We start from the raw sequence: 16,142 nt of genomic DNA on the forward strand, positions 1-16,142 counted from the left end.
GTGGTGCGGTCAGCCCGCGTACGGGTCCGGGACCTCGCCCGGCCGGGCCAGGAACTCGAAGTCGCAGCCGGTGTCGGCCTGGGTGATCTGCTGGTCGTAGAGGGCGCCGTAGCCGCGCCGGTGGCGCACCGGCGGCGGCGTCCACGCGGCCCGGCGTCGCGCCAGCTCCGCGTCGTCCACGTCGAGTCGGAGCGTGCGGGCCTCGACGTCGAGGGTGATGGAGTCGCCGGTGCGGACGAGCGCCAGCGGGCCGCCGACGTACGACTCCGGTGCCACGTGCAGCACACAGGCGCCGTAACTCGTCCCGCTCATCCGGGCGTCGGAGATCCGCACCATGTCCCGCACGCCCTGCTTCAGCAGGTGGTCGGGGATGGGCAGCATGCCGTACTCGGGCATGCCGGGGCCGCCCTTGGGCCCGGCGTTGCGCAGCACCAGCACGCTGTCGGCGGTGATGCCGAGGGCGGGGTCGTCGATGGTGCGCTGCATGGTCCGGTAGTCGTCGAAGACGACGGCGGGCCCGGTGTGCTTGAGGAGCCGCGGGTCGGCGGCGATGTGCTTGATGACGGCGCCGTCCGGGCAGAGGTTGCCGCGCAGCACGGCGACTCCGCCCTCGGCGGCCACCGGGTTGTCACGGGGCCGGATGACGTCGTCGTCGTGCACCCGGGCGCCGGCGAGCTGCTCGCGGTAGGTGTCGTGGGAGACCGTCGGGCGGTCGAGGTGGAGCAGGTCGGGGATGCGGGAGAGGAAGCCCGGGAGGCCGCCCGCGAAGTGGAAGTCCTCCATGAGGTACTTCCGGCCGCCGGGGCGGACGTTGGCGAGGACGGGCACGGTGCGGGCGATGCGGTCGAAGTCGTCCAGGGTGAGCCGCACGCCCGCCCGTCCCGCCATGGCGATGAGGTGGATGACGGCGTTGGTGGAGCCGCCGAGGCCGAGGACGGTGGTGACGGCGTCCGCGAACGCCTCTTCGGTGAGGATGCCGGAGAGCCGCCGGTCCCGGTGGACGAGTTCGACGATCCGCATCCCCGCCCCGGCGGCCATCCGGTCGTGCCCCGAGTCGACGGCCGGGATGCTGGACGCGCCCGGGACGGTCACGCCGAGGGCCTCGGCGGCGGCGGTCAGGGTGGAGGCCGTCCCCATGGTCATGCAGTGACCGGGCGAGCGGGCCAGCCCGCTCTCCAGCTCTTGCATCTCGCAGTCGCCGATCAGACCGGCGCGCTTGTCGTCCCAGTACTTCCACATGTCGGTGCCGGAGCCGAGGACCTCGCCCCGCCAGTGGCCGGGGAGCATCGGGCCGGCGGGCACGAAGACGGCCGGCAGGTCGACGGAGGCGGCGCCCATGAGGAGGGCGGGGGTGGACTTGTCGCAGCCGCCCATGAGCACGGCCCCGTCGACCGGGTACGACCGCAGCAGTTCCTCGGTCTCCATGGCGAGGAGGTTGCGGTAGAGCATCGGGGTCGGCTTCTGGAAGGTCTCGGAGAGCGTGGCGACCGGGAACTCCAGCGGGAATCCGCCGGCCTGCCACACGCCCCGCTTGACCGCCTGCGCCCGGTCGCGGAGGTGCACATGACAGGGGTTGATGTCCGACCAGGTGTTGAGGATCGCGATGACCGGCTTGCCGAGGTGCTCCTCGGGAAGGTAGCCGAGCTGGCGGGTGCGGGCGCGGTGACTGAAGGAGCGCAGGCCCTCGGTGCCGTACCACTGGTGGCTGCGGAGTTCCTCGGGCCGCTTGCGGGGCGCGTTCATATGGACCATCCGGAGGCGATGGCGGCGACCTCGGCGCGCTCTTCCTCGGGCAGCTGCCTGCTGGGCGGGCGGACGTCGCGGCGGCACAGGCCGAGGGAGGCGAGGGCCTCCTTGACGACGGTGACGTTGTCGGCGGAGCCGTGGGCCGCGCGGAGTTCCTCGAAGCGGCGGATCTGTTCCCAGACCTTCATGGCGGCCGGATAGTCGCCGGATCGAAGCGCTTCGATCATGTTCAGCGAAACGGCCGGGGCGACGTTCACCAGACCGGAGGTGAAGCCGGTGGCGCCGGCCGAGAAGTAGGAGGGCGCGTAGGGCTCGGCGAGCCCGGCGACCCAGACGAAGCGGTCGAGACCGGCGTCGCGGGCGAACGCGGCGAACCTGGCGGCGTCGGGGACCGCGTACTTGACGCCGATCACGTTGGGGCAGGCGTCGGCGAGTTCGGCGAGGCGGGCGCCGGGGAGCTGGGCGTTGCGCAGGTAGGGGACGACGCCCAGCTCGGGCACGGCCTCGGCGATGGCGCGGTGGTAGTCGACCCAGCCGCCCTGCGAGACGTACGGGTGGACGGGCTGATGGACCATGACCATCCGGACGCCGCACTCCCGGGCGTGCCGGGCGGAGGCCACGGCGGTCGGCACGTCGTGTCCCACACCGACGAGGACCATGGCCCGCTCCCCGGCTTCGTCGACGGTCAGCTCGGTGACGAGCCGCCGCTCCTCGGGGGTGAGGGCGTAGAACTCGCCGGTGTTTCCGTTGGGGGTGAGGGTGCGGATACCGCCGTCGAGGAGGCGGCGCAGCAGGGCCCGGTGGGCGGCCCGGTCGACGCTGCCGTCCGCGGCGAAGGGGGTCACCGGGATGGCCACGACGTCGGCCAGGGCCGCCCGTTGGGTCTCGAACGCCACGCTGCTCATTCCTGTCCTTCCTCGGCCCGGGCTTCGGGGTACGCACGCTCGACGAAGGACGCGATGTGGGCGTGCAGGGCACCGGCGGCGCCTTCGGCGTCGCCCGCCAGAGCCAGCCGCAGGATCTCGCGGTGCTCACCGGCCTCCTGTTCCCATGAGGGGGAAGCGGCCCAGGCGACGGCGGAGACGAGGGCGGCCTGGTCGCGGACCTCGTCGAGCATCCGGCCGAGCAGCGGGTTGCCGCACGGGAGGTAGAGGGCGCGGTGGAAGTCCCGGTTGGCGAGGGAGCGTTCTGCGGTGTCGGTCGCGTCGTCGGCCCGGGTGAGCGCGTCCCGGGCGGCGTCGAGGGAGGCGCCTGCTCTGACGGCCCGCCGGAGCGCCTCGGGTTCGAGCAGGAGCCGTACGTCGTAGACCTCGCGTGCCATGTCCGCGTCCACCATGCGCACCGTGACGCCCTTGTACTGGTTCATCACGACCAGCCCGGTCCCGGCGAGGGTCTTGAGGGCCTCCCGGACGGGGGTCTTGGACACCCCGAACTGCGCGGCCAGTTCGGTCTCCACCAGGGCCTGACCGGGCGTCAGCTGCCCGGTGAGGATGCGGTGCTTGATCGCGTCCAGCACGTACTGCGTCCGGGACGGAATCGGCATGGGCACAGAGGTCATGCGCGCCTCTCGGGGTCACGTACCGGCTCAGGCGAGCCGGTCTGACGTATCTGATCTCGCATATCGCGTCTCATATATGACGTACGAAGTACGACGCGGATGAAGGTAGGAGGACGGCCGTGTTTCGTCAATGCTTCTGACAAAGGTGCTCCGCCGGGCGCCGAGGCCCGCCTGGATCCGGTGTTCTGCCGGGGGTCCGGCGGATTCAGAGACCCCGGGCCTCGCCCTCCCGTGCCACGCCGGTGGGCCGTCCCGCCACCGCCCCCGCCCGGGCCGCCGCCATCTCCCTGGTCAGCGTCGGCCCCACATGGGTCACCAGCAGCTCCCGCACCCCGGCGTCCCGGGCGATCCGCCCCGCGTCCTCCGGCGTGAGATGTACCCGTTCGCCATCGCGATGCTCGTCGAGGTCGGCCTCGCACAGGAAGACGTCCGCGCGGGTGGCCAGCTCGGTCAGCGCGTCGCAGGGACCGCTGTCCCCGGAGTACGCCAGTACGCTCCCCTGGCATTCGGCGCGCAGCCCGTAGGCCTCGACGTCGTGGGCCACCGCCCGGGCGGCGAGCCGCAGGTTCCAGTGCCGGACCATGTGCCCGTCGTACAGCGGCCGGAAGTCGAACACCCCGGCCAGGAAGCCCACGTCCGGCCGGCCGAAGAAGCCCGCCAGCCGTTGCGCGCAGGCCTGCGGCGCGTACACCGGTATCGGCGCGGCCGGTGTCATGCCGCCGAAGGCGTACGCGTACGCGGCGGCCAGCAGATCCGCGCTGTGGTCCGCGTGCAGGTGCGAGATCCAGATCGCCGCGAGCCGGGCCGGATCCGTGTGCCGCTGCAATTCCGCGAAGGTGCCGGTCCCCGCGTCCACCCATACCTCGGCGCCCCCGCCCCGCAGCAGATAGCCGGAGCAGGGGCGGCCGGGCCGGGGGTGCGGAGAGGCCGTGCCGAGGACGGTGAGGCTCAGTGCCATGGCGAGGAGAGTACGGATCCGGGTCCCCGCCCGCTCACCGTTCGAGTCGCTCTACGGCTTACGGCCCGGCCCTCTTACGGCTTCCAGCCCGGATCACGGCCGCTCAGCCCGGTCCTCTTACGGCTTCCAGCCCGGATCACGGCCGCTCAGCCCGATCGCCCGTTCCAGCAGCGGCGCGTTCTCCGGCACCGGCACCAGCGGGCCGAAGGGGCCCCGGTCGGCCATCTCCGCCGCCGCCCGCAGAAAGCCGTACGCCGCTTCCAGCGCCACCGGGTCCGGGACGTACTCCTGGCCGGTGGCCCGGGCCAGGTCCCAGCCGTGGATGACCAGTTCGTCGGCGGCGACCGCCGCGGCCACCTCCCCCGGCAGGTCGATCCCGCCCGCCCGGGTCGTCCCGCCCCACGCTGACGGCTCCCGCCAGGCCCGTGCCAGGGCGTCGAGCGCCTCGGGCAGTTCCTGCCGCCATCCGGGGCCGAGTTCCGGCAGGGTGCCGTCGGGACGGTGGTCGGTCGTGGTCCCCAGAGTCTTGTGGGCCGCGTCCCGGAAGGCCACGGACAGCCCCGCCACATGGGCCAGGAGGTGGCGGACCACATAATCCGGACACGGGGTCGACGCCGTGAGCTGCTCGTCCGTCACCCCCTGCGCGAGCATCGCGACGATCCTCGTCTGCGGGCCGAGGTCGATCATGGTGGTGCCGGTCATTCGTGCCGCCTCCCAAGCCGTGCTGGAACTCTCCTTCGGGGGGTAGACCTCGACGGGCCCCGGAACTCATCGCCATGCCCGCCGGAAGTGCGCGCACGGTCGCGGTCCTTCTAAGGCACCTGCCCGATCCCCGCGCCCCCGCCTTAGGCCCACGATGACCAGGCATGACCACCTCGTGGACCGTGACCCGCCTGCTCCGCGACCGCAATGCCGGCCTCTATCTCGCCGGCGTCGTGGTGTCCGGTTTCGGCAGCTCCGCGCTCTGGCTGGTGTCGGGCGTCTGGGTGAAGGACCTCACCGGCTCCGACGGCCTCGCCGCCCTGTGCACCGCCGCGCTGTGGGCCCCCACCCTGCTCGGCCCCGCCCTCGGCACCTTCGCCGACCGCGTCCGCCGCAAGCCCCTGCTCGTCCGCCTGAACCTCGCCCTCGCCGTCCTCCTGCTCCCCCTCTGGACGGTCGACTCGCCCGGCTCCGTCTGGCTCCTCTTCACCGTCCTCGTCCTGTACGGCGCGGCAGGCGTCGTCGAGGACGCGGCCAACTCCGCCCTGGTCGCCGCCGCCGTCGACCCGGCCCTCCTCGGTGACTTCAACGGGCTGCGGACGACCGCGCGCGAGGGCATGAAACTGGTCGCCCCGCTGACCGGCGCCGCGCTGTACACGGCGTACGGCGGGCCGAGCGTGGCACTGCTGGACGCCGGCAGCTTCGTGCTGGCGGCGGGGGTGTGCGCACTGCTCCGGGTGCGCGAGGAACGCCCGCGGCCGGCCACCGGGAACTGGCGGCGGCAGACCGCCGAGGGCGTCCGGCTGCTGTGGGGGCACCCGGCCCTGCGTCCGCTGGTGCGGGCCGGCGGCGCCACGATGTGCCTCGCCTCGCTCGGCAGCAGCCTGAACTACGCGGTGGTGGACGCCCTCGGCCGCTCCCCCGCCTACACGGGCGTGATGTACGCCGTCCAGGGCGCCGGCTCGGTCGCCGTCGGGCTGGTCTCCGGGCCCGCCCTGCGACGGCTCGGCGAGCGCCGGTTCGCGGCGTACGGCATCGCGCTGACGGGGGTCGCGGTGGCCGCGCGGGCGGTGCCGTACGACGCGGTGGTGCTGGCGTGCAGTGCGGCGGGCGGGCTGGGGCTGCCCTGTGTGCTGATCGCCGCCTACACCGCCGTACAACGCGAGATCCCGGCCGCGGCACTGGGGCGGGCCACCGCGACCGCCGACACGCTGATGTTCACGCCGAACGTGGTCGGTCTGGCCGTCGGGGCCGCCCTGGTCGAACTCGTCGACCACCGGCTGCTGTTGGTGGTCCTCGGCGGTGCGCTGCTGGCCACCGCCGGGTCACTGGCTCAGCGCAGCGCCTCCCGCACCGCCGCCAGGTCGCCGTCGGACGCCAACCCGGCGTGATACAGCCGCAGTCCGGTCGCGCCCAGGTCACGTGCCCGGGCCGCGTCGGCCGCCAGGGTGCCGGGGCTGCCGCCCATCCCGGAGACGACCGTGAAGTTGGCGGCCAGGACCGTGTCCTGGCGCGCGTGCTCCGCGAAGGGCGCCAGCAGGGCCGTACCGCCCGCGCAGGGGACCACCACGCCGTCCGCGACCGACAGCACGTGCGCGGGGTCCACGCCCGCGTTGGCGCCGCAGTGGTAGGCCACCGGGTCGGCGTGCAGCAGCACCTGGAAGCCCTCGGGGGCCGCCGCGCGCACCGCGGCCACGGCCGCCTCCTGCAGCGTGCGGGCCCGTCCGTCGCGCCACGCGCGGGTGGCCGCCGCCACCGGTTCGCCGAGCAGCTTCTCGACCGTCGGCCATCCGCCGTCGTCCGCCGCGCCCCGCCACAGCGGCTCCAGGGCCTCCCGTACGGCGGTGGCCAGCTCGTCGGCGTCCAGGCCCTGTTCGCCGTACCCGGCCCGGCAGGCCGGGCAGAAGCACAGCGCCATCAGGTACTGGCCGGCGTCGCCGAGGGCGACACCCCCGGTCTTGTCGTGGGCGTGCAGATGCGGGAGGCCGTACCAGCCGAGGGACTCCAGCTCGGTGCCGGCCGCACCCGGGCGGACGGCGGCCTCGGCGGCCAGGTCGGTCAGGTACGCGCGCGTGGCGGGCTGGGCGATGCAGGGGGCCCAGGGGTAGCGGTCGCCGTAGGCGTTGACGACCGAGGTCTCCGGGTGCTCGGCGCCCAGGCGGGAACTGTGGGCGAGGATCACCCAGGTGTGGACCTCGAGGCCGGCGCCGGCCAGGGCTTCGGCGGCTTCTCCGTACGCGTCGCCGGGGGCCCAGTCGCCCGCCTGGTGGGGGCGGAGCCCGCGGCCCGCCCAGCGGTCGCCCGCCGGGTAGTAGACGGCCGCGTACTCGGCGGTGACGATGCGGTGGCGCGGGTGCCGGGGGGTCAGCGCGCGGGTCGAGTGGTAGGCCGAGGCGAGGGTCACCTGGTCCACGCCGAGCGCGGCGATCCGCTCCGGGGCCCCGGGGTCCCCGTTCACGTCCCAGGGGTAGACGAACGCCGACGCCTTCACCGGTCCTCCTCCAGCAGGGCGTACCCGCGCTCGATCAGTTGGGCGAGTTGCTTCACATGGTCCTCGCCCGGCTCGTGCAGCGGGGGCCGCACCTCGCCGACGTCCAGACCGCGCAGCCGTACGCCCGCCTTGACCAGGGAGACGGCGTAGCCCCGGCCCTGGGCGCGGAGTTCGACGAACGGGCGGTAGAAGCCGTCCAGCAGGCGCTCCACCGTCGGCCGGTCCCCCTCGCGCAGGGCGGCGTGGAAGGCGAGGGCGATCTCGGGGACGAAGCAGAAGACGGCCGAGGAGTAGAGGGTGATGCCGATGGCCTGGTAGGCGAGCTGGGTCTGTTCGGCGGTGGGCAGGCCGTTGAAGTAGAGGAAGTCGCCGGGGACCTCGGTGCGCACGGCGCTGACGATGCGCTGCATCAGGTCCAGGTCTCCGAGGCCGTCCTTGAAGCCCATGATGCCTTCGGTGCGGGCGAGTTCGACGACCGTGGGCGGGGTGAACACCGCGTTGTCCCGCTGGTAGACGATCACCGGGAGATCGGTCGCCGCGGCCACCTCCCGGTAGTGCCGCAGCAGGCCCTCCTGACCGGCGACCACCAGGTAGGGCGGCATGGCGAGCAGGCCGTCGGCGCCCGCGGCCGCGGCGAGACGCGCGTAGCGCACGGCGAGCGCGGTGCCGTAGCCGGCACCGGCGATCACCGGTACCCGGCCCTCGGTGGCCGCCACGGCCGCGCCCACACAGGCCTCGAACTCCTCGGGCAGCAGCGCGTGGAACTCCCCGGTGCCGCAGCAGGCGAACACGGCCGCGGCACCGGCCTCGACGCCCCGGCGCACATGCTCGCGGTAGGCGTCGAGGTCGAGGGAGCCGTCGGGGTCGTAGGCCGTGACGGGGAAGAAGAGCGGCCCGCGCGGGTCACGGAGCCGCGCGGCGAGAGGGGCTGGCGTCACGGGCGCTCCCTGTTGATGCATGTGTCTTGATGCACGTGCCTTGATGCATATGTCTGATCAGTGTCCATATTCATGAACGCGACCACGTTACGAGGCGCCCTCCGGGTCGGTCAAGGACACAAACGACCAACATCCGAGCGGATTCCCGCACTCCACGGCACACTTGACGAGGTGCGGCGCATCTCCCTAGCGTGTCCACGCATGTGAATGCCATACATGGATGAGACCGCTGGATCGCCCAGAGGACGCCGACCAAGGAGACCTTGGATGCCCACTCCCCGCACGCTACTGCTCACCGGCGCCGCAGGCGGGCTCGGCACCCTGATGCGGACCCTGCTTCCGGAGTACGGCTACGAGCTGCGCCTCTTCGACGTCCGCCCGATCGACGGGGAGCCCGACGCGATCACCGCCGACCTCGGCGACCAGGACGCGCTGCGGGAAGCGGTGCGGGGCGTGGACGCGGTCCTCCATCTCGCGGGGATCTCCTTGGAGGCACCCTTCGAGAAGATCCTCCGCTCGAACATCGAGGGCACGTACCACCTCTACGAGGCCGCCCGCGAGGCCGGCGTGCCACGGATCGTCTTCGCCTCCTCCAACCACGCCGTCGGCTACACCCCGGCCCCGAGCACGGACACACCACTCGGCTCGAGGGCGCTCATCCCGGTCGACACCCCCCGCCGCCCGGACACCTTCTACGGCCTGTCCAAGTCCTTCGGCGAGGACCTCGCCCAGCTCTACTGGGACCGGCACGGCCTGGAGACCGTCTCCGTACGCATCGGCTCCTGCTTCGCCGAGCCGGCCGACGTGCGCATGCTCTCGGTGTGGATGAGCCCCGCCGACGGCGCCCGCCTCTTCCACGCGGCCCTGACCGCCGAGGAGGTCGGCCACACCGTCGTCTACGGCTCCTCCGCCAACACCCGCCTGTGGTGGGACCTGACCGGCGCCCGGGCGCTCGGCTACGAGCCGCAGGACGACTCGGAGCGGTTCGCGGAGAAGCTGATCGCCGAGCACGGCGAGCTGGACCCGGAGAACCCGGCCCACACCCACCTGGGCGGCCGCTTCGTCAACGACCCGCCCATCTGGCCGTACTGAACCCGAACGAGACGCGAGACGGCGGAAGACAACCGGACACGGCAGCACGCGGGCGGCGGAAAACGATCGTCCACGGCGGCGGGCGGGCACCGAACGGGCCCGCCCGCCGCCGCGTTCGGGCATCCCGGCTGCCCGCTCCCACCCCGCACCCGGCAGCCGCGCAGGTCCGAGGCGGGCACCGTGACCGGCAAACGGACACACCCGGGCAGTATCGGGCCCGCAACAGACCTGGTCAGCCTCGCACACCCGCTGTAGAACTTGCTGCATGGCCCGAACGGGCAGCTCCACGCAGCTCCACAAGGAAGTGGGTGACGAGATGAGCACGAGGACGGCGGAAGAACGCCAGCGCGAGATCGTGCGGGCCGCGCGCGTCACCGGCTCGGTCGACGTCACCGCCCTCGCCACCACCCTCGGCGTGGCCAAGGAGACCATCCGGCGGGACCTGCGCGCCCTGGAGGACCACGGCCTGGTCCGCCGTACCCACGGGGGCGCGTATCCCGTCGAGAGCGCCGGTTTCGAGACCACGCTCGCCTTCCGTTCGACCAGCCACGTCCCGGAGAAGCGGCGGATCGCGTCGGCCGCCGCCGAGCTGCTGGGCGACGCCGAGACCGTCTTCGTCGACGAGGGCTTCACCCCGCAGCTCATCGCCGAGGCACTGCCGACGGACCGGCCACTGACCGTGGTCACCGCGTCGCTGCCGGTCGCGGGCGCGCTCGCCGAGACCGAGAACATGTCGGTACTGCTGCTCGGCGGACGGGTACGGGCCGGCACGCTGGCGACCGTCGACCACTGGACGACGAAGATGCTCGCCGGTTTCGTCCTCGACCTCGCCTACATTGGAGCCAACGGCATCTCGCGGGAGCACGGCCTCACCACTCCGGACCCCGCCGTCAGCGAGGTCAAGGCGCAGGCCGTGCGCGCCGCCCGCCGGACGGTCTTCGCGGGCGTGCACACCAAGTTCGGAGCCGTCAGCTTCTGCCGCTTCGCCGAGGTCGGCGCCCTGGAGGCGATCGTGACGAGCACCCTTCTTCCGGCCGCCGAGGCCCACCGCTACGCCCTGCTGGGCCCGCAGGTCATCCGGGTCTGACACACCGACGACACACCCACGCCCTTCCTGAAGGGCTCTTCCACACCCCGCAGTGCCCCATATATCACGATTCCTCCAGGAGCGATCCATGCGAACCCCGAGCCGACGGAGGCCGCGAGTCACACTCGCCATGGCCGCCGCAGGGACGCTGCTCGCCCCGCTGCTCTCCGGCTGCTGGGTCGGTGCGGGCGGGTCCGGTTCAGGCGGCGATTCGATCAACGTGCTGATGGTGAACAACCCCCAGATGACGGAACTCCAGAAGCTCGCCCCACGCTTCACCAAGGAGACCGGCATCAAGGTCAACTTCACCGTCCTGCCCGAGAACGACGTCCGCGACAAGATCAGCCAGGACTTCGCCAACCAGGCCGGCCAGTACGACGTGGCCACCCTGTCCAACTACGAGATACCGATCTACGCCCGCAACGGCTGGCTGCACGAGATGAACTCCTACGTCGCGAAGGACCCGGGCTTCGACCAGCAGGACATCCTCCAGCCGATGCGCGAGTCCCTGACCGCCGACGACGGCAAGCTCTACGGCGAGCCCTTCTACGGCGAGTCGTCCTTCCTGATGTACCGCAAGGACGTGTTCGCGGCGAAGGGCCTGACGATGCCCGCGCACCCCACCTGGCAGCAGGTCGCCGACCTGGCCGCCAAGGCGGACGGCGCGCAGTCCGGCATGCGCGGCATCTGCCTGCGCGGCCTGCCCGGTTGGGGCGAGCTGATGGCGCCGCTGACCACGGTCGTGAACACCTACGGGGGCACCTGGTTCGACAAGGACTGGAAGGCCCAGCTGACCGGGCCCGGCTTCGAGAAGGCGACGAATTTCTATGTCGACCTCGTCCGCAAGCACGGCGAGTCCGGCGCCCCGCAGTCCGGCTTCGCCGAGTGCCTCAACAACATGACCCAGGGCAAGGTCGCCATGTGGTACGACGCCACCTCCGCGGCCGGCCTCCTGGAAGCGAACGGCTCCCCGGTCAAGGGCAAGCTCGGCTACGCCCCCGCGCCCGTCGAGCAGACCAAGTCCGCCGGCTGGCTCTACACCTGGGCCTGGGGCATCCAGAAGGCCTCGCGCAACCCGGACAAGGCCTGGAAGTTCGTGTCCTGGGCGTCCAGCAAGCAGTACGAGGAACTGGTCGGACAGACCAGCGGCTGGTCCAACGTCCCGGCGGGCAAGCGCGCGTCGACCTATACGAACCCGGACTACGTCAAGTCGGCCGCCGCGTTCCAGGAGATGACCAAGGAGGCCATCGAGAGCGCCCGCCCGAACGACCCCGGCGTCCAGCCGCGCCCCGCGCCCGGCATCCAGTTCGTCGACATCCCCGAGTTCACCGATCTCGGCACCAAGGTCTCCCAGGAGATCAGTTCGGCCATCGCCGGACGTCAGTCCGTCGACTCGGCCCTGAAGAAGTCCCAGCAGCTGGCCGAGAAGATCTCCAAGGAGTACGAGGGACGATGACCGCGACGACAGCCCCCTACGCAGCGACACCCGTACACGCCACGCGGCCGCCCTCCGCCCGGCTGCGCGCCTGGGCCACCCGGGCCCCTCTCCTGCCGGCCCTGGTCTTCATGATCGTCGTGACCCAGCTGCCGTTCGTGGCCACGGTGGTCATCTCCTTCTTCGACTGGAACGCCCTCTACCCGAAGGCCCGCCACTTCGCCGGCGTCGACAACTACCGCCAGGTCCTGACCGACGCCGACCTGCGCCACTCGGTGTGGACCACCGTGCTCCTCACCGTCACGGTGGTGCTGGTCAGCCTGGTCCTCGGCCTCGCACTGGCGCTGCTCCTGAACAACAGGTTCCGCGGCCGGGGCGTGGTCCGCACCCTGCTGATCGCCCCCTTCCTGGTGGTCCCGGTGGCCGCCGCACTGCTCTGGAAACACGTCCTCTACAACCCCGAATACGGGCTGCTCAACGGCCTGTTGTACTACGTCGGCGGACCGCAGCCCGACTGGATCTCCAGCACCCCGCTGCTGGCGGTCGAGGCCGCCCTGGTGTGGCAGTGGACGCCGTTCATGATGCTGATCCTGCTCGCCGGGCTGCAGAGCCGTGACCCCGAGCAGATCGAGGCCGCCCGGGTGGACGGCGCGAGCGACTGGCAGGTCTTCCGCTATCTCACGCTCCCGCACCTGCGCCGCTATCTCGAACTCGGCGCCCTGCTGGGCAGCATCTACATCGTCCAGAACTTCGACGCGGTCTTCACGATCACGTCCGGCGGCCTGGGCACCGCCAACCTTCCCTACACCGTGTACCAGAGCTTCTACCAGGCCCACGAGAACGGCCTCGCCTCGGCCGCCGGCGTCCTGGTCGTCATCGGCTCGATCATCATCGCGACCTTCGCCCTGCGCGTGGTGTCGTCCCTGTTCCGAGAGGAGGCGTCCCGCGCATGAGCAGCCTCGCCCTGCACGTCAGGAAGCACCGGGGCCGCAGCGTCGGGCTGGTGGCCTGGCTGGTCGGCATCGTCTTCTTCTTCCCCATCGCCTGGATGGCGCTGACGTCCTTCCACTCCGAGGCGGACGCGGCGACCAACCCGCCCTCCTTCGGCGCCGCCCTCACCCTGGACGGCTACCGCGAGTTCTTCGGGGCAGGCGGCGGCGCGAGCCCCTGGCCGGCCCTGATCAACTCGGCGGTCGCCTCGATCGTCTCCACCCTCTTCGTCCTCGTCCTGGCCTTCCCGGCGGCCTACGCGCTGTCGATCCGGCGGGTCAAGAAGTGGACGGACGTCCTGTTCTTCTTCCTCTCCACCAAGATGCTTCCGGTGGTGGCCGGCCTGCTGCCGATCTACCTGTTCGCGAAGAACACCGGGATGCTGGACAACATCTGGTTCCTGGTCATCCTCTACACCTCCATGAACCTGCCGATCGCGGTGTGGATGATGCAGTCGTTCCTCGCCGAGGTCCCGGTCGCGGTGATCGAGGCCGCGCAGATCGACGGCGCCCGTCTGCCGACGATCCTCGCGCGCGTGGTCGCCCCGATCGCCCTGCCCGGCATCGCCGCCACCTCCCTGATCTGCTTCATCTTCAGCTGGAACGAACTTCTCTTCGCCCGAGTCCTGACGGGCGTGGTCGCCGAGACCGCCCCCGTCTTCCTGACCGGCTTCATCACCAGCCAGGGCCTGTTCCTGGCCAAGGTGTGCGCCGCGTCGCTCGTCGTCTCCCTGCCGGTGCTCGCCGCGGGGTTCGCCGCCCAGGACAAGCTGGTCCAGGGCCTGTCGTTGGGAGCCGTGAAATGAAGGCCGCCGTCATCGAGTCCGTGGGCCGTGCCGTCGTCACCGAGGTTCCCGACCCGACACCTGGCCCCCGTGAGGTCGTGGTGGAAGTGGCCGCCTGCGGCCTGTGCGGAACCGATCTGCACATCCTCCAGGGCGAGTTCGCGCCCAAGCTGCCGATCGTGCCGGGCCACGAGTTCGCCGGCGAGGTGGTCGGCGTCGGCTCCCAGGTGACCGAGGTGGCGATCGGCGACCAGGTCGCGGTCGACCCGTCCCTGTACTGCCACGAGTGCCGCTACTGCCGGGACGGCCACAACAACCTCTGCGAACGCTGGGCCGCGATCGGCGTGACCGTGCCGGGCGGCGCCGCGCAGTACGCGGTCGCCCCGGTCGCCAACTGCGTGAAGCTCCCCGAGCACGTCCGCACCCAGGACGCGGCCCTGGTCGAACCCCTGTCCTGCGCGGTACGCGGCTACGACGTCCTCAACTCCCGACTGGGCGCCCACGTCCTCATCTACGGTTCCGGGACCATGGGCCTGATGATGCTGGAGCTCGCCAAGCGGACCGGCGCGGCCAGCGTCGACGTGGTCGACCTGAACCCGGCCCGCCTGGAGACCGCCCGCGCGCTCGGCGTCTCCGGGTCCGCCGCGAACGCCGACGAACTGGACCGGCCGCGGGGCTGGGACGTGGTGATCGACGCGACCGGCAACGCGGCGGCGATCCAGGACGGCCTGGAGCGGGTGGGGAAGGCCGGCACCTTCCTCCAGTTCGGCGTCGCCGACTACGCGACCCGGGTGACGATCGACCCGTACCGCATCTACAACCAGGAGATCACCATCACCGGCTCCATGGCCGTCCTGCACAGCTACGAACGCGCCGCGGAGCTGTTCGCGAACGGGGTCCTGGACCCCGAGGTCTTCATCAGCGACCGCCTCCCGCTGGACAGCTACCCGCAGGCGCTGGAGCAGTTCGCGGCGGGGGTCGGACGGAAGATCGTCGTCGTCCCCTGAGCCTGGTTCGCAAGGTCCCCTGAGCCGATCGGGGGACGGTGCGAGGGCCGCTCGACGGTAAGGGAACGGTAAAGCGATGCCGTTCGTTCTCGCGGCATGACAGCTATGACCCCTGGCTCGAACATCCCTCTCCCCGTCTCCCGGGTGGCGGTGGACGTCGCCGCCCCGGTGCGGCTCGACGTGTCGGGCCTGCTGCTCACCGGCGACGGCAAGGTGCGCTCCGACGACGACTTCATCTTCTACAACCAGCCGAACGGCCCGGGTGTGACGTACCGCTCCGGCGGCGGTACGTCCCCGGACGCGATCACCGTCGACACGGCCGCCGTGCCCCCGGGCATCGAGAAGATCGTCGTCACCGCGAGCCCCGACGCCGCGGGGCAGACCTTCCAGGGCATCGAGCCGACGGCGACGATCCGCAACGCGGACGACGGCTCGGTGCTGGGCACGTTCACGCCGCCACAGCTGGGCACCGAGACGGCCCTGGTGGTCGTCGAGATCTACCTGCGCAACGGCGCGTGGAAGGCCCGCGCGGTCGGCCAGGGGTACGCGAACGGGCTGGCCGGCATCGCCACCGACTTCGGCGTGACGGTGGAGGAACCGGCGGCGGCCCCGGCCCCGCAGCCGACGGCGCCCCAGCCGACGGCCCCGCAGCCGACGGCGCCCCCGGTCGTGGCCCCGCCCGCGCCCGCCGCGCCGCCCGCTCCGCCCGTCCCGGGCGCCGGGAAGATCAACCTCGACAAGGGCAGGGTCAGCCTCCAGAAGAACCAGACCGTGTCCCTGGTCAAGGGCGGCAGCCCGCTGCTCTCCCTGGTCCACATGGGCCTGGGCTGGGAGCCGGCGTTCCGCGGCAAGGACATCGACCTGGACGCCTCGGTCATCGCCTACGGCCCGCAGCGCGACCACGTCGACAGCTGCTACTTCGGCAAGCTGTCCATCCTCAACGGCGCGATCAAGCACTCCGGCGACAACCTGACCGGTGAGGGAGGCGGCGACGACGAGGTGATCGTGGTCGACCTCGGCCGGATCCCCCCGGAGGTCACCGGCCTGGTCTTCACCGTCAACTCCTTCTCCGGCCAGAAGTTCACGGAGGTCGCCAAGGCCTACTGCCGTCTCCTGGACGCGGCAACCGGCGAGGAACTGGTCCGCTTCGACCTCACCAACGCCGAGGCGCAGACCGGCGTGATGATGGCCAAGCTGGTCCGCCAGTTCTCCGGCGAGTGGGACATGACGGCACTGGGCGAGTTCGTGAAGGCCCGCACGGTCCGGAACATGGTGAAGCCGGGCGCGCAGGCGCTGTAGCGGCCGTGGACCGACACGCCCCGCGCCCCTTCCGAGGGGCGCGGGACCGCCTCTT

At 71.8% G+C, this 16,142-nt stretch carries 15 protein-coding genes; 8 read left to right on the forward strand and 7 right to left on the reverse strand.

Going from position 1 to position 16,142, the window contains the following annotated elements; translation table 11 throughout:
• Nucleotides 1-9: 9 nt before the first annotated feature.
• From araD to ACZ4N4_RS00595, 5 genes are all read right to left on the reverse strand, one after another.
• Nucleotides 10-1,743, reverse strand: a complete 1,734-nt coding sequence (gene araD, locus ACZ4N4_RS00575) for an L-arabinonate dehydratase (RefSeq protein ID WP_467582875.1) — start codon at nt 1,741-1,743, stop codon at nt 10-12.
• On the reverse strand, nt 1,740-2,651 hold the full coding sequence (locus tag ACZ4N4_RS00580; protein ID WP_467582878.1) for a dihydrodipicolinate synthase family protein: 912 nt from the start codon (nt 2,649-2,651) through the stop codon (nt 1,740-1,742). The genes araD and ACZ4N4_RS00580 overlap by 4 nt, the downstream gene beginning before the upstream one ends.
• Nucleotides 2,648-3,304, reverse strand: a complete 657-nt coding sequence (locus ACZ4N4_RS00585; protein WP_467582881.1) for a GntR family transcriptional regulator — start codon at nt 3,302-3,304, stop codon at nt 2,648-2,650. Before ACZ4N4_RS00585 ends, ACZ4N4_RS00580 begins: the two co-directional genes overlap by 4 nt.
• Nucleotides 3,305-3,509: 205 nt before the next feature.
• Nucleotides 3,510-4,262 (reverse strand): MBL fold metallo-hydrolase, encoded by a 753-nt coding sequence (locus tag ACZ4N4_RS00590; protein ID WP_467582884.1) that lies wholly within the window; start codon nt 4,260-4,262, stop codon nt 3,510-3,512.
• A 117-nt stretch (nt 4,263-4,379) separates the two neighbouring features.
• A complete protein-coding gene (locus ACZ4N4_RS00595) occupies nt 4,380-4,964 on the reverse strand; it encodes a TIGR03086 family metal-binding protein (RefSeq protein ID WP_467582887.1) in 585 nt (194 codons plus the stop codon).
• Between the two features lie 164 nt (nt 4,965-5,128).
• On the opposite strand from ACZ4N4_RS00595, the gene ACZ4N4_RS00600 reads away from it, so the two are divergent.
• On the forward strand, nt 5,129-6,355 hold the full coding sequence (locus ACZ4N4_RS00600; RefSeq protein ID WP_467582890.1) for an MFS transporter: 1,227 nt from the start codon (nt 5,129-5,131) through the stop codon (nt 6,353-6,355).
• Here ACZ4N4_RS00600 and ACZ4N4_RS00605 read toward each other — a convergent pair.
• Nucleotides 6,298-7,455, reverse strand: coding sequence for a hypothetical protein (locus ACZ4N4_RS00605; RefSeq protein ID WP_467582893.1), 1,158 nt, complete (start codon nt 7,453-7,455; stop codon nt 6,298-6,300). The two genes, ACZ4N4_RS00600 and ACZ4N4_RS00605, sit on opposite strands and share 58 nt — an antisense overlap.
• Nucleotides 7,452-8,393, reverse strand: a complete 942-nt coding sequence (locus ACZ4N4_RS00610) for a 5-dehydro-4-deoxyglucarate dehydratase (RefSeq protein WP_467582896.1) — start codon at nt 8,391-8,393, stop codon at nt 7,452-7,454. The genes ACZ4N4_RS00605 and ACZ4N4_RS00610 overlap by 4 nt, the downstream gene beginning before the upstream one ends.
• A 267-nt stretch (nt 8,394-8,660) precedes the next feature.
• On the opposite strand from ACZ4N4_RS00610, the gene ACZ4N4_RS00615 reads away from it, so the two are divergent.
• The 7 genes from ACZ4N4_RS00615 to ACZ4N4_RS00645 all read left to right on the forward strand — a co-directional run bounded on the left by ACZ4N4_RS00615 (nt 8,661) and on the right by ACZ4N4_RS00645 (nt 16,087).
• Nucleotides 8,661-9,485 (forward strand): NAD-dependent epimerase/dehydratase family protein, encoded by an 825-nt coding sequence (locus ACZ4N4_RS00615; RefSeq protein ID WP_453573955.1) that lies wholly within the window; start codon nt 8,661-8,663, stop codon nt 9,483-9,485.
• A gap of 316 nt (nt 9,486-9,801) precedes the next feature.
• On the forward strand, nt 9,802-10,572 hold the full coding sequence (locus ACZ4N4_RS00620) for a DeoR/GlpR family DNA-binding transcription regulator (protein ID WP_450762975.1): 771 nt from the start codon (nt 9,802-9,804) through the stop codon (nt 10,570-10,572).
• 88 nt (nt 10,573-10,660) lie between these two features.
• Nucleotides 10,661-12,028, forward strand: coding sequence for an ABC transporter substrate-binding protein (locus ACZ4N4_RS00625; RefSeq protein ID WP_467582900.1), 1,368 nt, complete (start codon nt 10,661-10,663; stop codon nt 12,026-12,028).
• On the forward strand, nt 12,025-12,960 hold the full coding sequence (locus ACZ4N4_RS00630; RefSeq protein WP_467582903.1) for a carbohydrate ABC transporter permease: 936 nt from the start codon (nt 12,025-12,027) through the stop codon (nt 12,958-12,960). The genes ACZ4N4_RS00625 and ACZ4N4_RS00630 overlap by 4 nt, the downstream gene beginning before the upstream one ends.
• Nucleotides 12,957-13,802: a carbohydrate ABC transporter permease gene (locus ACZ4N4_RS00635; protein WP_467582906.1), complete on the forward strand. Its 846-nt coding sequence runs from the start codon at nt 12,957-12,959 to the stop codon at nt 13,800-13,802. The genes ACZ4N4_RS00630 and ACZ4N4_RS00635 overlap by 4 nt, the downstream gene beginning before the upstream one ends.
• A complete protein-coding gene (locus ACZ4N4_RS00640; protein ID WP_453573965.1) occupies nt 13,799-14,788 on the forward strand; it encodes a zinc-dependent alcohol dehydrogenase family protein in 990 nt (329 codons plus the stop codon). The genes ACZ4N4_RS00635 and ACZ4N4_RS00640 overlap by 4 nt, the downstream gene beginning before the upstream one ends.
• 105 nt (nt 14,789-14,893) lie before the next feature.
• The gene (locus tag ACZ4N4_RS00645) at nt 14,894-16,087 is read left to right on the forward strand and encodes a TerD family protein (RefSeq protein ID WP_467582910.1); all 1,194 of its coding nucleotides are present in this window, start codon (nt 14,894-14,896) and stop codon (nt 16,085-16,087) included.
• Nucleotides 16,088-16,142 lie beyond the last annotated feature (55 nt).

It is taken from the genome of Streptomyces sp. NPDC026538, from assembly GCF_055567535.1.

What these genes read in the sequence shown, in the direction of transcription:
- ACZ4N4_RS00580 (WP_467582878.1), bottom strand. Translation starts at nt 2,651, where the DNA reads ATGAGCAGCGTGGCGTTCGAGACCCAACGGGCGGCCCTGGCCGACGTC.
- ACZ4N4_RS00600 (WP_467582890.1), top strand. Translation starts at nt 5,129, where the DNA reads ATGACCACCTCGTGGACCGTGACCCGCCTGCTCCGCGACCGCAATGCC.
- ACZ4N4_RS00645 (WP_467582910.1), top strand. Translation starts at nt 14,894, where the DNA reads ATGACCCCTGGCTCGAACATCCCTCTCCCCGTCTCCCGGGTGGCGGTG.
- ACZ4N4_RS00620 (WP_450762975.1), top strand. Translation starts at nt 9,802, where the DNA reads ATGAGCACGAGGACGGCGGAAGAACGCCAGCGCGAGATCGTGCGGGCC.
- ACZ4N4_RS00625 (WP_467582900.1), top strand. Translation starts at nt 10,661, where the DNA reads ATGCGAACCCCGAGCCGACGGAGGCCGCGAGTCACACTCGCCATGGCC.
- ACZ4N4_RS00635 (WP_467582906.1), top strand. Translation starts at nt 12,957, where the DNA reads ATGAGCAGCCTCGCCCTGCACGTCAGGAAGCACCGGGGCCGCAGCGTC.
- ACZ4N4_RS00615 (WP_453573955.1), top strand. Translation starts at nt 8,661, where the DNA reads ATGCCCACTCCCCGCACGCTACTGCTCACCGGCGCCGCAGGCGGGCTC.
- ACZ4N4_RS00585 (WP_467582881.1), bottom strand. Translation starts at nt 3,304, where the DNA reads ATGACCTCTGTGCCCATGCCGATTCCGTCCCGGACGCAGTACGTGCTG.
- ACZ4N4_RS00595 (WP_467582887.1), bottom strand. Translation starts at nt 4,964, where the DNA reads ATGACCGGCACCACCATGATCGACCTCGGCCCGCAGACGAGGATCGTC.
- ACZ4N4_RS00630 (WP_467582903.1), top strand. Translation starts at nt 12,025, where the DNA reads ATGACCGCGACGACAGCCCCCTACGCAGCGACACCCGTACACGCCACG.
- ACZ4N4_RS00640 (WP_453573965.1), top strand. Translation starts at nt 13,799, where the DNA reads ATGAAGGCCGCCGTCATCGAGTCCGTGGGCCGTGCCGTCGTCACCGAG.
- ACZ4N4_RS00590 (WP_467582884.1), bottom strand. Translation starts at nt 4,262, where the DNA reads ATGGCACTGAGCCTCACCGTCCTCGGCACGGCCTCTCCGCACCCCCGG.
- araD (WP_467582875.1), bottom strand. Translation starts at nt 1,743, where the DNA reads ATGAACGCGCCCCGCAAGCGGCCCGAGGAACTCCGCAGCCACCAGTGG.